The organism is Asticcacaulis excentricus CB 48, from assembly GCF_000175215.2.
In the GTDB taxonomy this organism is placed as follows: domain Bacteria; phylum Pseudomonadota; class Alphaproteobacteria; order Caulobacterales; family Caulobacteraceae; genus Asticcacaulis; species Asticcacaulis excentricus.
In genome coordinates this window covers 946,243-962,429 of record NC_014817.1, presented here as the reverse complement: position 1 = coordinate 962,429, position 16,187 = coordinate 946,243, and the positions used below count along the sequence as shown (strand labels likewise).

General features: G+C 59.8%; 15 protein-coding genes. 7 read left to right on the top strand and 8 right to left on the bottom strand.

The features are described 5' to 3' along the window. Window positions 1-13: 13 nt before the first annotated feature. Window positions 14-2,143 carry a M13 family metallopeptidase gene (locus tag ASTEX_RS16070; RefSeq protein WP_013480691.1) on the bottom strand — a complete coding sequence of 710 codons (2,130 nt, stop codon included), beginning with the start codon at window positions 2,141-2,143 and terminating at the stop codon, window positions 14-16. Between the two features lie 184 nt (window positions 2,144-2,327). On the opposite strand from ASTEX_RS16070, the gene ASTEX_RS16065 reads away from it, so the two are divergent. The 3 genes from ASTEX_RS16065 to ASTEX_RS16055 all read left to right on the top strand — a co-directional run bounded on the left by ASTEX_RS16065 (window position 2,328) and on the right by ASTEX_RS16055 (window position 4,785). Further along, on the top strand, window positions 2,328-4,154 hold the full coding sequence (locus tag ASTEX_RS16065) for a cation:proton antiporter domain-containing protein (protein ID WP_013480690.1): 1,827 nt from the start codon (window positions 2,328-2,330) through the stop codon (window positions 4,152-4,154). A 62-nt stretch (window positions 4,155-4,216) separates the two neighbouring features. After that, entirely contained in the window at window positions 4,217-4,471 is a 255-nt protein-coding gene (locus ASTEX_RS16060; RefSeq protein ID WP_013480689.1) for a ribbon-helix-helix domain-containing protein, read from the top strand. Between the two features lie 2 nt (window positions 4,472-4,473). After that, window positions 4,474-4,785: a type II toxin-antitoxin system RelE/ParE family toxin gene (locus ASTEX_RS16055; protein ID WP_013480688.1), complete on the top strand. Its 312-nt coding sequence runs from the start codon at window positions 4,474-4,476 to the stop codon at window positions 4,783-4,785. 109 nt (window positions 4,786-4,894) lie between these two features. Here ASTEX_RS16055 and ASTEX_RS16050 read toward each other — a convergent pair whose 3' ends face one another. The 6 genes from ASTEX_RS16050 to ASTEX_RS16025 all read right to left on the bottom strand — a co-directional run bounded on the left by ASTEX_RS16050 (window position 4,895) and on the right by ASTEX_RS16025 (window position 9,509). Beyond that, window positions 4,895-5,221, bottom strand: coding sequence for a hypothetical protein (locus ASTEX_RS16050; RefSeq protein ID WP_013477783.1), 327 nt, complete (start codon window positions 5,219-5,221; stop codon window positions 4,895-4,897). Further along, the gene (gene tnpC / locus ASTEX_RS16045; protein WP_013480687.1) at window positions 5,221-6,801 is read right to left on the bottom strand and encodes an IS66 family transposase; all 1,581 of its coding nucleotides are present in this window, start codon (window positions 6,799-6,801) and stop codon (window positions 5,221-5,223) included. The genes ASTEX_RS16050 and tnpC overlap by 1 nt, the downstream gene beginning before the upstream one ends. A 73-nt stretch (window positions 6,802-6,874) precedes the next feature. Beyond that, window positions 6,875-7,222, bottom strand: coding sequence for an IS66 family insertion sequence element accessory protein TnpB (tnpB, locus tag ASTEX_RS16040; RefSeq protein WP_013477784.1), 348 nt, complete (start codon window positions 7,220-7,222; stop codon window positions 6,875-6,877). Next, window positions 7,219-7,641 (bottom strand): IS66-like element accessory protein TnpA, encoded by a 423-nt coding sequence (tnpA, locus tag ASTEX_RS16035; protein WP_083805527.1) that lies wholly within the window; start codon window positions 7,639-7,641, stop codon window positions 7,219-7,221. The genes tnpB and tnpA overlap by 4 nt, the downstream gene beginning before the upstream one ends. Window positions 7,642-7,767: 126 nt before the next feature. Further along, window positions 7,768-8,526 (bottom strand): prephenate dehydrogenase/arogenate dehydrogenase family protein, encoded by a 759-nt coding sequence (locus tag ASTEX_RS16030; protein WP_041659412.1) that lies wholly within the window; start codon window positions 8,524-8,526, stop codon window positions 7,768-7,770. A gap of 257 nt (window positions 8,527-8,783) precedes the next feature. Next, window positions 8,784-9,509, bottom strand: coding sequence for an EF-hand domain-containing protein (locus ASTEX_RS16025; RefSeq protein ID WP_013480685.1), 726 nt, complete (start codon window positions 9,507-9,509; stop codon window positions 8,784-8,786). Window positions 9,510-9,822: 313 nt separating this feature from the next. On the opposite strand from ASTEX_RS16025, the gene ASTEX_RS19485 reads away from it, so the two are divergent. Together ASTEX_RS19485 and ASTEX_RS16015 are read left to right on the top strand one after the other, a co-directional pair. Then, window positions 9,823-10,578 carry an EF-hand domain-containing protein gene (locus ASTEX_RS19485; RefSeq protein ID WP_013480684.1) on the top strand — a complete coding sequence of 252 codons (756 nt, stop codon included), beginning with the start codon at window positions 9,823-9,825 and terminating at the stop codon, window positions 10,576-10,578. Between the two features lie 88 nt (window positions 10,579-10,666). Next, window positions 10,667-11,386: a CVNH domain-containing protein gene (locus ASTEX_RS16015; protein WP_168148166.1), complete on the top strand. Its 720-nt coding sequence runs from the start codon at window positions 10,667-10,669 to the stop codon at window positions 11,384-11,386. Window positions 11,387-11,472: 86 nt separating this feature from the next. On the opposite strand, the gene ASTEX_RS16010 is transcribed toward ASTEX_RS16015, so the two are convergent. Beyond that, window positions 11,473-11,868 carry a DUF805 domain-containing protein gene (locus ASTEX_RS16010; RefSeq protein WP_013480682.1) on the bottom strand — a complete coding sequence of 132 codons (396 nt, stop codon included), beginning with the start codon at window positions 11,866-11,868 and terminating at the stop codon, window positions 11,473-11,475. Between the two features lie 239 nt (window positions 11,869-12,107). Between ASTEX_RS16010 and ASTEX_RS16005 the strand changes: the two genes are divergently transcribed. Together ASTEX_RS16005 and ASTEX_RS16000 are read left to right on the top strand one after the other, a co-directional pair. Next, on the top strand, window positions 12,108-13,307 hold the full coding sequence (locus ASTEX_RS16005) for an IS256 family transposase (protein ID WP_013478932.1): 1,200 nt from the start codon (window positions 12,108-12,110) through the stop codon (window positions 13,305-13,307). Between the two features lie 434 nt (window positions 13,308-13,741). Further along, window positions 13,742-16,162 (top strand): glycoside hydrolase family 2 TIM barrel-domain containing protein, encoded by a 2,421-nt coding sequence (locus ASTEX_RS16000; RefSeq protein WP_013480681.1) that lies wholly within the window; start codon window positions 13,742-13,744, stop codon window positions 16,160-16,162. The last annotated feature ends 25 nt before the right edge of the window (window positions 16,163-16,187 follow it).

Genomic DNA, 16,187 nt, shown 5'->3' with positions numbered 1-16,187 from the left:
ACGAACGGATCGCTTACCAGATACGGACGCGGTCTTCCGGCTTCAGGTAATACTTGCCGTTGGTGACGCCAAAGGCCTTGTACCAGTCGTCGATATTGCGCATCGGTCCGATGACGCGGAATTCCGCCGGCGAGTGCGGATCGGACACCACCTGCTGACGGAGGGCGTCTTCGCGGTACTTGGAGGCCCAGACGCCGGCAAAGCCGAAGAAGACCCGCTGATCACCCGTAAAGCCGTCGAGTACGGGACCACCGTCCGGATGCGACAGGCGATAGGCGGTCAGACCCATCAATACCCCACCCAGATCGGCGATGTTTTCGCCCATGGTCAGGCCGCCCTGCACCTTGGCACCCGGAACGGGCTCATAGGTGTCGTACTGCGCGCCGAAAACCTTGGCCTTGGCGTCAAACTTGGCGGCATCTTCGGCGGTCCACCAGTCGCGCAGCACGCCGTCGCCGTCCGACTTGCGGCCCTGATCGTCGAAGCCGTGGGTGATTTCGTGACCGATTACGCCGCCGATGGCGCCGTAATTGACCGCCGCATCGGCCTTCGGATCGAAGAAGGGCGGTTGCAGGATAGCGGCCGGGAAAACGATCTCGTTGCGGGTTGACGAATAGTAGGCATTGACCGTTTGCGGCGTCATGCCCCATTCCAGCGGATCGACCGGCTTGTCGAGCTTGTTCAGGCTGTCGGCCCATTCGAACTCACCCGAACGCGTCACGTTGCCGAACAGGTCGCCGGCCTTGATCTCCAGCGCGGAATAGTCCTTCCACTTGTCCGGATAGCCGATTTTGACGCCGAATTTGCCGAGCTTTTCGTGGGCCTTGGCCTTGGTTTCGGCGCTCATCCAGTCGAGGCCGTCGATACGCTTGCCCATCGCCGTCTTGAGGTCGCCGACCAGCTTTTCCATCATCGCCTTGGACTCAGCCGGGAAGTAGCGTTCGACATAGGCCTTGCCCAGCGCTTCACCCAGTGACCCCTCGGTCACTGAAATCGCGCGCTTCCACAGGGGGCGCTGCGCCTTGGCACCGGACAGGTCGCGCGAATTGAACTCCCAGGCGCGGGTCGAGAAGCGCTCGGACAGGTAGGGCGCAGCCTCATTTACCGTCTTGAAGGTTTGCCACGCCTTGATCGTTTCCAGCGGCGTGTCGGCATAGACCTTGGCGATTTTCGGGAAGGCCGTGTTCTGAGCGACGACGATCTTCTTGGCCTTGTCGAGCTTGGCCGCCTTGAAGAAGGTCGGGAAGTCGAAGCCCGGCGCGAAGGCGGCGATCTCTTTGGCCGTCATCAGGTTATAGGTCTTGTCGTCGTCGCGGCTTTCGATGCGCGTCCACGACACCTTGGCGATTTCGGTTTCAAAAGCCACGATATCCTTGGCGGTCTTGGCCGCGTCCGGATAGCCCACCATGCGCAGCACGTCGGTGACATAGGCTTCGTAAAGCGCCTTCTTTTCCTTGAAGCTGTCTTCCAGATAGTAGTTGCGGTCCGGCAGGGTCAGGCCCGACTGGAACATATAGAGGATGTTGATTTGCGGGTTCTTCTGGTCGTCGAAGATGGCCGGGGCAAAGACCGACGAACCGAACTGACCCATGACGCCGCCCATATAGGCGGCCATGTCGGACTTGGTCTTGATGGCGCGGATCTTGGTCAGGGTGGGGGCCAGCGGCGCGATGTCGAGCGCGTTGCGCGTGTTTACATCCATCATCGAGTTATACAAGTCGGCGATCTTTTTTTCGTCGCCGGTCAGGCCGGGCTTGGCCGACAATTCGTCGATGATCGCCTTCAGACGGTTGTCCGACAGGTTGCGCAGCGCCGCGAAGGCCCCGTAAGAGGTGCGGTCGGACGGGATGACGATGGCGTCGATGGCCTTGCCATTGGCATAGCGGAAGAAGTTGTCACCCGGATTTACCGAGGTATCCATGCCCTTCACGTCAAAACCCCAGGTGCCAAACGTCTGGGCGACAGTGGAATCGGAACCGGTATCCCCGCCGGTCAGGGTGTCCGCTTTCAGGCCCAGCGAATCGAGGGAGGAAAGGCTTTGCAGGAAGCAGTGATCGTCGAGGCAGGCACGATCTTCGGCCTGCGCCGCCGCCGTAAAGAGGCTGAGCGAAAGGGCCGTGGTCAGCAGGATAGAGTTACGCATGGTGTTTCCGGGAATAGAGGATGCGGTTGCGGTTTTTGGTTGGCAGATGGGTTCATTTGCAACGAGGCGGTAAGATGGCGCATTTTTTGCCCCGCGTCTCATAAATTTTCTTTCATAATCGCGTGGCATGGGTCACCTTGACCGACAAGGGAAATCGGTTGTTTTGAGATGAGGGAAAATCGCCTTGGTGACGAATCTTCTGCCTGAAGGCAGCGCGCAGCAGGTTGCGCACGCCGGCACGTCATCGTCGGGGATCGCCTTTCTGATAGCTGCGGCGGTTTTTGTACCCTTCTTCCTGCGTTTTCGCGTGTCGCCGGTTCTGGGCTTCCTTCTGGTCGGTGCGCTTCTGGGGCCGTTCGGTCTGGGGCGGCTCGAAGACTTGGTGCCGTTTTTGTCCGTCTTCACGATTTCGCAGACGCAGGACGTGCATCAACTGGCCGAGTTGGGCGTCGTCTTCCTGTTGTTTTCCATTGGTCTGGAACTGACCTGGGAGCGTTTGAAGGCGTTGCGCCGCATGGTCTTTGGTCTGGGGGTGCTTCAGATTGTCCTGAGTGCGGCCGTACTGACCGGCCTGTTCCTGCTGATCGGGCGCAGTCTGGGAGGAGCCGTCGCCGTCGGCATGGGGCTGGCCCTGTCGTCCACGGCCATGGTCATGCCGGTTCTGGCTGAACGCAAGCGCCTCAACTCACCGACCGGACGCAGCGTATTTGCCGTCCTGCTGGCGCAGGATCTGGCCGTAGCCCCCATACTGATCACAGTCGTGGTGCTGGCGTCGGGCGGCAGTTCGTTCGGCATCAGCGGACTTCTGACCCTTATCCCGGCGGTGGTGGCGATGGCGCTGCTGGTCATTGGCGGGCGTCTTCTGATGCGCCCGCTGTTCCGTTCGGCGGCCATGGCCAAGAGCGCGGAACTGTTTATGGCCGCCTGTTTCCTTGTGGTGCTGGTCTCCGGGCAACTGGCCGTCTGGGCGGGCTTAAGCATGGGGCTGGGGGCCTTTATCGCCGGGGTGCTGCTGGCCGAAACTGAGTACCGCCGCGAAATCGAAATGATGGTGGAACCGTTCAAGGGCCTGCTGCTGGGCCTGTTCTTCGTGACGGTGGGCGCACGTCTCGACTTTGCCGCCGTGATGTCAGAGCCCGTTCTGGTGCTGGGCCTGACTCTGGGTCTGATCCTGCTGAAGGTCGCCGTCGTGGTCCCGCTGGCGCGTGGCTTCGGCCTGAGCTGGCGCGGGGCGGTGGAGGCGGCGCTGGTGCTGGCCCCCGCCGGGGAATTCGCGTTCGTGATTATTGATGAGGCCGTGGGGCGTCAGCTGGTGCCGGTCGGGTTCGGCCACGCGGTGATCGTCTCGGCCATTGTCAGCATGTTCCTGGTGCCGCTGCTGGCCGGGATCGGGGCGCGCTTCAACCGCAAGACGGCGGCGGCGGAGGTGGCCACCAGCGTCGCCCCGGCGCACGTCTCCGAACAGGTCGATGTGCTGGTGGTCGGCTATGGGCGCGTGGGTGAGCTTGTGGCCGACATGCTGCGCCGTCACGACATCTCATTCGCGGTGATCGACGCCAATGCGCGGGTCGCCTCACGGGCGCGTAAGGATGGGGTCGAAGCCTGGTATGGCGACGCTTCGCACCCGGACATGCTGCACCGCATGGGCATCGACAATGTGCGCGCCGTGGTGGTCACGGTGTCAAATGCGGCCTTTACCGATTCTGTGGTCACCGCCGTGCGTCAGGTGCGTCAGGATGTTGGCCTGATCGCCCGTGCGCGCGACGCCAACCACGCCGAAAAACTCTACGGATTGGGCGTGACCGACGCCGTGCCGGAAACCATCGAGGCCTCACTGCAACTGGCGGAAAACACGCTGGTCGATCTGGGTGTGCCGATGGGGCTGGTGCTGGCCTCGGTGCACGAAAAGCGCGATGAGTTCCGGCAGGACCTGCTCAAATACGCCCCCGATGGCCGCGTCCCACGCATCCTGCGCACCACCAAACGCAGTATCAGGGCAGTGGAGGGGTAGGCAGACAGCTTGCCATTGTCTTCATTATTGATTATTTTGAAGACAAATTGCAAGGTGTCCCTATGTCTAATACCACCACAATGACGGTCCGGGTCAGCGGTATGCTAAGTGACTTCATAGCCCAGAATGTAGGGCCTGACGGGGCTTATGAAAACGTCAGCGAATATATAAGGGACTTGATCCGAAAGGATAAGGCAGAGGCCGATCAACGCGCTTTTGAACGGCTGAAAGCCGAATTGACTCATGCTTTTGCCGCCGACGAAAGCACCTACCAACCGCTTTCCGCGGAAGACATAATCTCTCGCAACCGAGCCTAGATATGGCTGTGCGGATTCAGGAGGCCGCCTCGCTACGCCTTGACGAGATTTATCGGTTTACACGCGACAGGTGGGGCGAAGCGCGAGCCGATAGCTATATCAGAGGGCTGTTTGAGGCCTTCAATCGTATCGAGAGCCACGGTGTAAGGTCGCGATCCATTCCCGCAGAATTCGGCGTGAATGGCTATTTTTTCCGCTTCGAAAGCCATTTCGTCTATTGGCGGCGAATGTCGAATGGCGACATCGGGATTGTGACGGTCTTGCATCAGCGGATGCATCAGATTGACCATTTCAGGGATGCGTTTGGCCTTTAAGTTCTTGATACTAAATGTCTGAACACGCTCTAATTTTCGTGCTTTTTCGTGGCTAATTATCAATCCGCCCGACGGTGCGCTTCCAGCGTAAGCGTTCGGCGAACTGATTTTACGGCTTCTCTTGGCTTTGGGCTTCGATTCGCGCCTGCTCTTTGGCCATTATGCGCTCGATAGCCTCTGGCTCTGAGTGATTTGCCACGAGGAAGCCGCGTAGCCCGCCGTCCCAGTTTCGGGCCTCCTCAAGCATTTCTTCGATGCACTGGATGCCTCGGTCCGTAAAGCCGGTCGCACCATGTTCGGACCCGTCGTAAATATGGAGCATCTCGCCGTAGTCGATGTTGTCGGGATTGCACGCGATCTCTTCAATGAGTTCGATGTCCTCGTCGAGGAGGTCCGCGACGGCTTTGGTCGTAAAGACGCGAGTCGCGCGCGCCATTAAGCGGCCACCCCTGATGCTGGTTTTGCCGGTGCCATGACCCACGGCAGCAGTTCATGCAGCCGCTCTTCCGGATAGTTTCGGATCACCGTCAGAACGTGGGTGAAGTAGGTCTCGGGATTGTGGCCGTGCATTTTGGCGGTCTCGATCAACGTCAGCACATTGGCGATACGCTCGCCCCCCTTGTCGGAGCCGGCGAAGAGCCAGTTCTTTTTTCCGATTCCAATCGGGCGGATGGCCCTCTCAGCTATATTGTTATCGATCTCGACACGCCCATCGTCGATGTAGACACTCAACGCCTCCCATCGCGATAAGGCATAGCGCATGGCCTCCGCCAGCTTCTGCTTCTGCGGGACGGTCGGCAGCATCGCCTCGATCCAGGCCTTGAGACTATCCAGCAACGGCCGGGCATGCTGCTGGCGTAAGGCGCGCCGTTCGTCGGCTGTCATGCCATGGATGCGCGCCTCGATGTCGTAAAGCGCGCCGATACGGCTCAGGGCTTCCTCGGCCACAGGCGAGGCTTTGAGCTTGATGACGTCATGGAACTTGCGCCGCACGTGCGCCATACACGCTGCCTCGGTAATCTTGTTGCCATAGAGCTTTTTATAGCCGCCATAGCCGTCGGCATGCATCACGCCGCTGAAGTCGGCCAGATGCGCCTCAGGGTGGATACCCTTGCGATCGGCACTGTAATAGTAGGCAACAGCCTTTGGCCGGTCGTCCTTGTAGCCGCTGCCGTCGAAGACATAGACCCAGAGCCTCCCGGTTGCTGTCGTTCCTCGCCCAGGATCAAGAACATCCACTGGGGTGTCGTCTGTGTGGATCCGGTCGGTTCCGACGACATAGGCTTTTACCAACATCACTAACGGCTCGATCAGAAGCGATACTCGCCCCACCCAGTCGGCCATGACGGATCGGGATATATCAATACCCATCCGCTCGTACATTTCCGACAGGCGGTAGAGCGGGATATGATCATCGAACTTCGCGACCATGATGTGGGCCAGCAGGCTTGGACCGGGCTTACCCCTGGTGATCGGAAGCTTAGGCATCTCGCCCGCCACCGTGGTGTCGCAGTCCTTGCAGATCAGGCGCTTTTCGATATGACGCACGACCTTCACCGAGGCCGGAACATGCTCCATGACCTCGACGACCTTATCCGCCGCCTTAAGGAATGACGTGCTGCCACAGGTCGGACAGTCGCACGGCGCCTCATAGACCTTGTCTTCACGCGGAAGATTGTCGGGCAACGGTTTGCGCTTCGGGTGCGCCTTTTCATCTTCCGCCTCCGGCAACGCGTCCTTGCCCGAACGCGCCTCAGCCTCGGCACGCGTCGCCTCGATCTCCTCGAGCATCAGCTCGTATTGCTCGATTTTACGCTCGACCTTTTCGGACGATGCCCCGTGATCGCGATGACGCAGCAGCTCTAATTGTCCGCGAAGCAGGGTGATGATGGCGTCCCGCTTGGCAACCTCGGCTTCGAGCGCAATGCGATTTTTGTCCAGTTGCAGGGCCTGCTCAGCCACGAGCGCGCGCAGGGCGGCAAGCTCATCAGAGGCGTTGGCAGACATGATTTCCATGCCCGTAACACTAGCCGATTTACGAGCTAAACGCTAATGATTTCCGGCCAAACTCCCTTATAAAATAAGCGTTTCAGCCGCTTCGCAAAGGCGCTGACGTCCACGCTGGGCGACGCCAGTCTATGGCCTCAACGAGCATCGCCAACTGACCCGCCGTCAGATGCGCAACACCGTCCTTCGCCGTCGGCCAGGGAAAATATCCGCGCTCCAGGACCTTGTAATAAAGGCAAAAGCCCTGGGTATCCCACCACAGCAATTTAATCCGGTCAGCCCGCTTTCCCCGGAAGCCAAAGATCGCGCCCGATCCCGGATCCTGTTTGATCACGTCACGCGCCAACGTCGCCAAGCCGTCGATCCCGCGGCGCATATCCGTCACCCCACAAGCCAGGTAGACCTTCACATTCCCCGACGGCCCGATCATGACGCTTCCACGCACGCGATCAATGACGACAAAAGCCCTCGATCCAGATCCGCCGGCACCTTCAGGCTGCGACCGCCGCGCACCAAGATCTCAACGATCACCGCAAATCCAGAACCAGGACCTTCAGCCCCAGGTAACGACGCGCTAACAGACACCGGCACAAACACCGGCCCCTCTGCCGCCTGCAGCTGGCGACGCCACTGATAGATCTGCTGGGGACGCACATCGTGGCGACGTGCAACGTGCGAGACTATCGCTCCCGGCACTGACGCCTCTCGCAAAATCAACGCTTTCTCTTCGCGAGACCGGCGCCGATAGCGCTCAACCCCGCTGATAACCTCATACCGACCCATGCCGAATGTTCCGTCACAAATGAATAACTTCTGACGGAAGTTTCGCTCACTCAGCCCCTTCAGCAAAACGCGGTGCCCGGACGCTTACCTTCCAGCCGCTCAAGCAAGCTGTCTATCTCGGCAAAGAAGCGCTTGCGGATTTCGGACGCGAACGGCCAAAGCCGTCGCCTGGCGACGGCGGAAAAGCGGGAATTAATCCGTTTCGCGTCCGTGCGCTTCCAGCCGTTCACGCAGGCTGTCGATCTCGGCAAAGAAGCGCTTGCGGATTTCGGACGCGAAGGGATTATCGCGCTCGATCGACATAAACAGCTCGTCCGAATCGCCCTGCACCAGCCCGACCCCCTGCATCATCAGGTCGTAGGAGCGTGTGGTGTGCACGCGCGGCAGGGGCTCAAGGCCGCTTAAGACCTTGGCGATCATGTGCGTCAGGCCCTGAACGGCGGCCAGAGCGCGATCGTGAATTTCCGGCGTCGCAATCGAGACCTTCAGGTCCAACGTCTTTTCCAGAAAGCGCACAATGGGGCTCAGATGCCGCACCCGCACCGGGCAGACGACGATTTCCATATCGTGGATGCCGTAGCGCGCCGATTGCGGACCAAACAGCGGATGAGTGCACAGGATCGATACCTGCGGCGGCAGCACGTCCTGTAGCCACGCCGCCGGCTTGACCTTAACCGAGCCTACGTCGATGACCAGACCATTGAGCGGTACGTGCGGCGCGATCTTGGCCGCCAGGTCCTTCAGCGTGCGGATAGGCGTGGCGAGGATGACCACCTGACACGCCGCCGCTTCTTCGAGCGACACCAGTGAGACATTGTGACGTTTGGCGTAGGCCTTCGCCTCAGGCGAGGGGTCGCAGGCCAGAATGTCGAAATAGGGCGCCAGATGACGCACGATCAGCCGCCCGAAGGCTCCCAGCCCGAACAATCCGAGTTTATGAACCTGTTTCACTGTCTGCGCCGCTTTTAGTTCTGGTCTTTTGAAAGGCAGGGCAGTTAGCATGTTCACGCCGACGCGGCGAGAATAAACGCGCTTTGGGGGTGTAATTAGACGGATTTTGCTGTTTCGGGGGTGCTGTGTGCAATGATTTTGCACGAGATGGCAAAAATTTGCCAGAAAGTTTCCGGTGACACAAATGAAAAAGGTTGCCAGTGTAACAACATGACAACCCGTTTCAAACAATAGTGAACGATTGATTTTATTTCGTCTTACCAGCCGCCGAACAAGCCACCTTTTTTCTTCTGTTCCTTTTCGCGCTCTATGGCGCGTTGCTCCAGCCCCTTTTGCAGCGGCGTTTTGGGTAACTCATCTAGGGTCAGCTTGCCGTCCTTGTTGGCGTCGAGCAGACGAAAGCGTTGCGAGGTGGCGCGTGTCCATTCTTCGGTGGTGATGCGATAGTCGAAATTGGCATCGGCAGCGCGGATGGGCTGCGGTTCATTGATCAGGCTGAACTGGGCTGCGCCCTGCACGCTTTTGACGTAACGGTTGGCGGCGGCGGTCTTGTCGCCGTCCTCATCGGTGCTACGCGGATTGCGAGGCTGGGCCACCAGAGGGCTGAAACCGGTAATTTCGGGGGCCAGTTCCGTTTCGTAGAAGGTGTTTTCCTGCGACGTGATAACGCCCTTGCTGTCACGGTCCACGACGGCGAAGAAGCGCATCGCGTCGGCCAGAAACTCATCCGGGCTGAGCGCATCGTCCTTATTGGTGTCGGCCGCGGCAAACCACAGGGCGACCGGGTAGGGGTCTTTCAGCGGAGCCTTGAACACTTCGCCCGACGGGCTGAAGAACACCGCCTGCCCGACGGTGCGACCACTGGGCGTCTCAGGCGACGCTTCTCCGATGGGCGGTGGGGCGGAACGCGGGGGCTGCGCCATGGCCGAACCGGCGACACACGTGATCAGAAAGCCGCAAAGCAAAGTTTTTTTGAGGGTCATAGGTCTGGTTCCGCCGATTTGGGTCTGTTGTGGGGTCTCTATGTGATTTTTAGATGGTGTGATTATGGCGTGACTGACATGCAAGGAGGAAAATTTCACGCCCTTACGATCCGGCGTTTCTGCCGGACGGAAAATTTGTCCCTATTTATGTAAGGGTTGTATTGAAAGGGCTTTCACAAGCATTGAATAAGGCAAAATTGCGCCAAATTGTGTAATGGATTGAAATTGTTATTAAATAAATGCCTTGTTAATTGAGAATTGCTTCCGTTTTTGCGCTTACCAAGCAAGGTGAGTACTTGAACGGAGATGACAGATGCAGATTGGATCAATGTCGGCCTCCGCCATGTCGCAAATGCACGCGAAGATGTTTTCGAAGATCGACGCAAACAGCGACGGCGGAATAACGCTGGAGGAGATGACCGCCTCCGCCAGCGAAAAGACAAAAGGTAAGGGCGGCACAGAAGACAGTGCGAAAATCGCTGAACGCTTCGCCAGCATGGACAGCAACAGCGACGGCTCGGTCAGCGAAGAGGAGGGCCTCAGTTTCTTCCAGAGCCAGATGTCGTCACAAACGATGGGCGGCATGTTGCAAGCTCAGGAAGGCGGGCAGGATCGGCCCATGGGCCCGCCGCCGGGTGCCGGAGGCGGTGGCCAGAAACCGGCGACCTTCGACGAACTCGACACCAATCAGGATGGTTCGGTCAGTCTGGATGAGATGCTGGCCTCGTCTGAGAGTGAGGAGAGCGAAGCTACGGAAGACACCGACAAAACCGCGCGCCTTACCGAACTCTTCTCAAAGATGGATGCCGATGGCGACGGTTCGGTCACCGAGAGCGAAAAATCGACCTTTGATGAACAGATGCGCGCGGAAGGCCCGCCGCCTCCGCCCATGGAGGCGTTCGCTCAGACCTCTGAAAGCGAAGACACGGCGTCATCGGCGACAGATACCACCGTTGATGACGGCACGGCGGCCAAGCTGGCGGCGCTGACGGCTCAGTGGATGCAATCCATGGCGGCCGTGCTGGCGGAACAGGCGAAGACCCAGACGTCCGTATCGGTTGCGGCCTGAGCGGACGCGGGCAGGTAGAAGACCTGCCCGTTCAGCTAAGGTTCAGAAACAGAGGCGCTTGATGGGCTCACAACACGGAGAAAACCCCATGCGCCGCCTGATTTCCCTTTTTGCCCTTACTCTGATCTGTGGCCTGTCCGCCGGGGCCGCCTCGGCTCAGGACAGCTATGGTGGCGGTCGCTGGCAGGATCGTGACGATGACCGTCGTTGGGGTGGTTTGCCGTCTGGCTCTTACCGCGAAAGCTGCCGGGATATTGAACTGCGGGGGGATGTGCTGTCGGCGCGCTGCCGCGCCAAGAGCGGCTATTATAACTATACGACCCTGTCCTTGCGCGATTGCCGCGGCGGTTCTGTCGAAAACGACCGAGGCAACCTGCGCTGCGAAGGCGGCCGGTACGGCGGTGACTGGGGTGGCGGAGGCGGCTGGAACGACAGCCGGTTGCCCGAAGGCAACTATTTGCAAACCTGCCGCGATATCCGGGTGGAAGGAGACCGTCTGACGGCGCGCTGCCGTATGCGCGAAGGCGGCTATAACTACAGCGATATCCGCCTGCGTGAATGTCGCGGTGGGCGCGTTGAAAATCTCAATGGCACCCTGCAATGCGAAGGCGCCGGCTATAGCGGCGGGCGTTTGCCTGCGGGCAATTACCGCGATACCTGCCGCGACATTTCGCTACAGGGCGACCGTCTGAGGGCGCGCTGCCGCGACAAATGGGGCGATTACCGCCTGACGGCCCTGTCGTTAAGCGATTGCAATGGCGGACAGGTCGAAAACAGCAATGGCAATCTGGTCTGTCAGGGTTGGTAAGACGCAGGAAAAGAAGAGGCCGGGCGTCTGACCCGGCCTCTCACTGTCGAAAGGCATACCCAGAGTCGTTTTCAATGACCTTGGTATTATTGGAAAGTTTCCGCGATTTGTGCGGTGGTCGGCCCGCCGCCGTACTTGTTGGGGCCCTCGGTGCCTTTCAGGCAATAGAAGACCAGAAGAACGATGCCGCCAATCAGGGGCACCAGATTGATCAGCAGCCACCAGGCGCTGCGGTTGGTGTCGTGCAGACGGCGAAAGCTGAGGGCGAGGCTGGGCAGGATCAGGCCCAGCGAAATCAATACTTGAAGTATCGAAAAAATACCAAAGCTGCCGTTATTGGCTTCGGTAATGCTCAGTATGGCCGGGATCAGGATGGCGATGAACTGAAACAACTGAAACCACCAGAATTCAGACCGCGTGGCACGCCCCGAAAACGTGGCGTAGTTTTTCAGACCGCTTTTTACCGCTTCGACAAAGCCCATGTGGTTGCCCCTTGTAAATAGACGTCCTTGTGACGTCTGGAGGACTATAGGTTGAGAGGGCGGGCTATGAAAAGGCGGGGTCGTGTCCCACCGGGTGGTGTAATTGGGTAAGAGCGAAGCGCTAGGCTCGCGGCCCCATTCAAGGGCCAGGCGAGCCTGAAGCGTCGCGGGTTGGTCATCAGTGATTTTCGGATATGGTTTGGGTTCCTACACTCATTCCAGAGACGAAAGAACCACCGATGACCAAAGAGATGATGGCCCTGAAAGGGCTTGTTGAAAAGACCTCCGACAGCGATTTGTTGCGTGAGATGATAGGTTTTGCCGCCGAGCGCCTGATGGCAATGGAGGTCGGCACTGTGACCGGCGCGGCTTACCACGAGAAGAGCGGCGAACGTATGGTCCAGCGCAACGGCTATCGCGATCGGGATTGGGAAACACGCGCCGGCACGGTCGAACTGCGTATTCCGAAACTTCGCAAAGGCAGTTATTTCCCGAGCTTTCTGGAGCCACGGCGCATGGCCGAGAAGGCACTGACTGCCGTTATCCAGGAAGCTTACGTTCAGGGCATCTCGACGCGGTCTATCGACGACCTGGTCAAGGCCATGGGCATGAGCGGCATCTCGAAAAGCCAGGTCAGCCGCCTTTGTGAGGAAATCGATGAGCGCGTGAAGGCGTTTCTCGATCGTCCGATCGAGGGGGAATGGCCTTATATCTGGATCGATGCCACCTACCTGAAAGTTCGCCGTGGGGCCCGGACTGTCTCCGTCGCCGTCATCATCGCTGTGGGCGTCAATACCGACGGCCGCCGGGAGGTTCTTGGCATGGAGGTCGGCACGTCAGAAGCTGAACCGATCTGGGCAGAGTTCTTACGCAACCTGACCCGTCGTGGTCTGCGCGGCGTCAAGCTGGTCGTCTCCGATGCACATATCGGGATCAAAGGCGCGGTATCGAAGGTTTTGAACGCCACCTGGCAGCGGTGCCGCGTACACTTCATGCGCAATGTCTGCGCCCATGCAGGCAAGAGTGGCCGCCGGGTCGTCTCGGCCTTCATCGGTACCGCCTTCGCTCAGGAAACGCCTGAAGCCGCCAGCGCACAATGGCGAAACGTCGCCGATCAGCTCAGGCCCAAAATGCCAAAGCTGGCAACGATCATGGACGAGGCTGAGCATGACGTCCTGGCCTACATGACCTTCCCAAAGGAGCACCGCATCAAGCTTCACAGCACAAACCCGATTGAGCGTCTCAATGGCGAAATCAAGCGCCGTTGCGATGTCGTGGGCATCTTCCCGAACGACGATGCCATTATCCGCCTCGTGGGCGCCATCTTGCTGGAGCAGAACGACGAGTGGACGGTTCAACGCGGCCGCTACATCACCCTTGAAACCATCGCACAACTCAGCGATGATCCCGTTCTCAGCATGCCAGCCGTGGCAAGCTGACGAAAATCCGGACCCGTCCGGAAACCACTGATGCCTAGCGCTCAGTTACACCACGTCACGGGACACGATCAAAGGCGGAAAAAAGGGGGCTGCCAGACGTAGGCCGATAAGGGGGAAGTCACCAATGCGTGTTTCACGCGTCGCCTGACGGCCTTTAAGGGTCGCGGTTACCCTCTCGATTCTCAACCCGAAAATTTGTTTTAGTAATATAGTCAGACAAATATTGCTTGCGCTGAGGCCGGCAACATTGCTAGCATAGAGCGCGGGTAATAGGCACGCGGCTCTGCGTCGTCAGGGGCGGGTTTTCGTACAGAATGCGAAACCCGGTTTTATTGTTTTATCGCGCATCCGCTTCCGAAACGCCGTTCGGGGGCGTCGTATCCCGGTGAGAACGGGCGGGCCTGTGTCGCATCAAAAAGCTGAAAGAGGGCAGGGTGTTACTGAAAAAGACGTATCAGGCGGCTGCGTTCGCGGCGGTGTTGAGTGCCACGCTGTCGTGTCAGGCCCAGGCGATTGAAAAGGACATCTCGCAGGGGTGGCGTTTTCATGCGGGGGATACGCCCCATGGCGCGCAAACCGATACGCCCGATAGCCAATGGAAAACGGTCGTCGTGCCGCACGACTGGGCCATAATGGACAGGGCGGGCGGGCAGCCGCCGTTTGAGGCACAGGCTGTGGCCGGGCAGGATTCGGGCTATCTGCCGGGCGGAGTCGGCTGGTACCGGCGGCATATCCGGCTGGAGGCTTCGGAGGCACAAAAGGTCGTGCGTCTGACCTTCGAAGCCATCTATATGGATGCCGAAATCTGGCTCAATGGTGAGCCGGTGGCGCGCCACCCCTATGGCTACACAGCCTTTACACTCGATCTCACGGGTAGGCTGCGCACGGGCGACAATGTGATTGCCGTGCGCGTCGATCATAAGGACCCGTCGTCGCGTTGGTACGCCGGGTCGGGCATTATCCGGCCTGTGAGGCTGGAACTTCTCGACTGCGTCCATATCGTGCCGGACAGCGTGTTTGTCACCACGCCACAGGTCTCTGCGCGAACGGCCACGGTCTCGGTGCAGTCGCGTGTCTCTGACTGTGCCACCTCAAAGGGCGCGGTAGAGAGGGTGTGGACCCTGCGCGACCCGACCGGAAATGTCGTGGCGCAAGCGACGCGCAAGGGAACCGCTGACGTCCGGGATCAGAGCCTGAACGTGGCCACGCCCCGCCTGTGGTCGCCCGAAACGCCCCACCTTTATACGCTGGTGCAGGCCCTGAAAGTGAATGGCGTCACCGTGGACGAAAGGCGCACGCGCTTCGGCATCCGCAACGTGACGATGGATGCGGTCAATGGGCTGCGGATCAATGGCAAGTCCTACAAGCTGAAGGGCGGCAATATCCACCACGACAACTACATGCTGGGGGCCGCCGGTTTCCCTGACGCCGACCGGCGCAAGGTCGCTCTGATGAAGGCCGCAGGCTATAATGCCGTCCGCAGCGCCCACAATCCGGCCAGTCAGGCCACGCTTGAGGCCGCGGACGAATTGGGGATGCTGGTCATCAATGAGGCTTTCGACAGCTGGAACCGGTCCAAGCGCGATCAGGACTATGCACGCTTCTTTGCCGACAACTGGCGCTCGGATATCGACAGTCTGGTCCTCAGCGGTCGCAACCACCCCAGTGTCATCCTGTGGAGCATCGGCAACGAAATTCCGGAGCAGGGCACACCTCTGGGGGTGGGTACGGGTAAGGCGCTGGTCGCGCGTATCCGCGCCCTCGACCCGTCGCGCGCAGTGACGCAAGGGGTGAATGCCGACCCGCCTCTGAGCGATGCGCAGTTTGCCGTGCTGGATGTGGCGGGCTACAATTATCGCGTCAACCGCTTTGATCCCGATCATAAGGCCTTCCCGGACCGTGTGATGTACACCTCGGAATCGACGCCTAAGGACGCCTTTGACTACTGGCGCGCGGTGGAAACGAAGCCCTGGGTCATCGGTGACTTCGTGTGGACCGCCGTGGACTATCTGGGGGAAACGGGCATCGGCTGGATGGGCTACAGTCAGGACTGGCAAAAGCTGGGGCCCTATCCGTGGCATCTGGCCTATTGCGGTGAAATCGATGCCACGGGTCGCAAGCGGCCGGCCGCCTATTACCGCGAAGTGCTGTGGAAGACGGGCAAAACCCCGGTGTCGATGTTTGTGCGTCAGCCGGAGGGCACCGAAGACCTGCCCGACCGGCAGTATTTCCCGACCACGCCGCCGCATCTCGACTGGTCGCTGGAAGACATACACCCCAACTGGACGTGGCCCGGTCAGGAGGGCAAGCCGCTGGAGGTCGTCGTCTTTTCAGAATTGCCGGAGGTCGAGCTGTTCCTCGATGGCCGCAGTCTGGGGCGCAAGGCCGTGTCGGTCGAGACGCAATACCGCGCCAGCTTCAGGGTAAGATACGCACCGGGGCGGCTGGTGGCCGTCGGGTATCGCAACGGGCGCAAGGCGGCGCAATGGGAACTGCGCACCTCCGACACGCCGGTGCAGGCGAAGGTGGTGGCGGAGCGCACCCAACTGCGGGCCAATGGTCAGGATCTGGCCTATGTCGCGGTCGAGCTGTTCGATGCGCAGGGGACGCCGGTTTACACGCAGGCTGCGGATCGTCAGGTCACGGTGCGCGTGTCGGGTGCGGGGACGCTGGCCGGTTTCGGCAACGGCAATCCCCGCGACGCCAGCAGCCTTCAGTCGGGCATACGCCACACCTTCCACGGGCGCGCCGTCGCTGTGGTGCGTGCGGGAACCGGGGCCGGTCCGGTCTGGCTCGACGTTCAGGTCGAAGGCCTTGCGCCACAAAGGGTCGCGCTGGAAACGGTGACGCCCTGAGCCACGCGCCTTTCCCGATTCATTG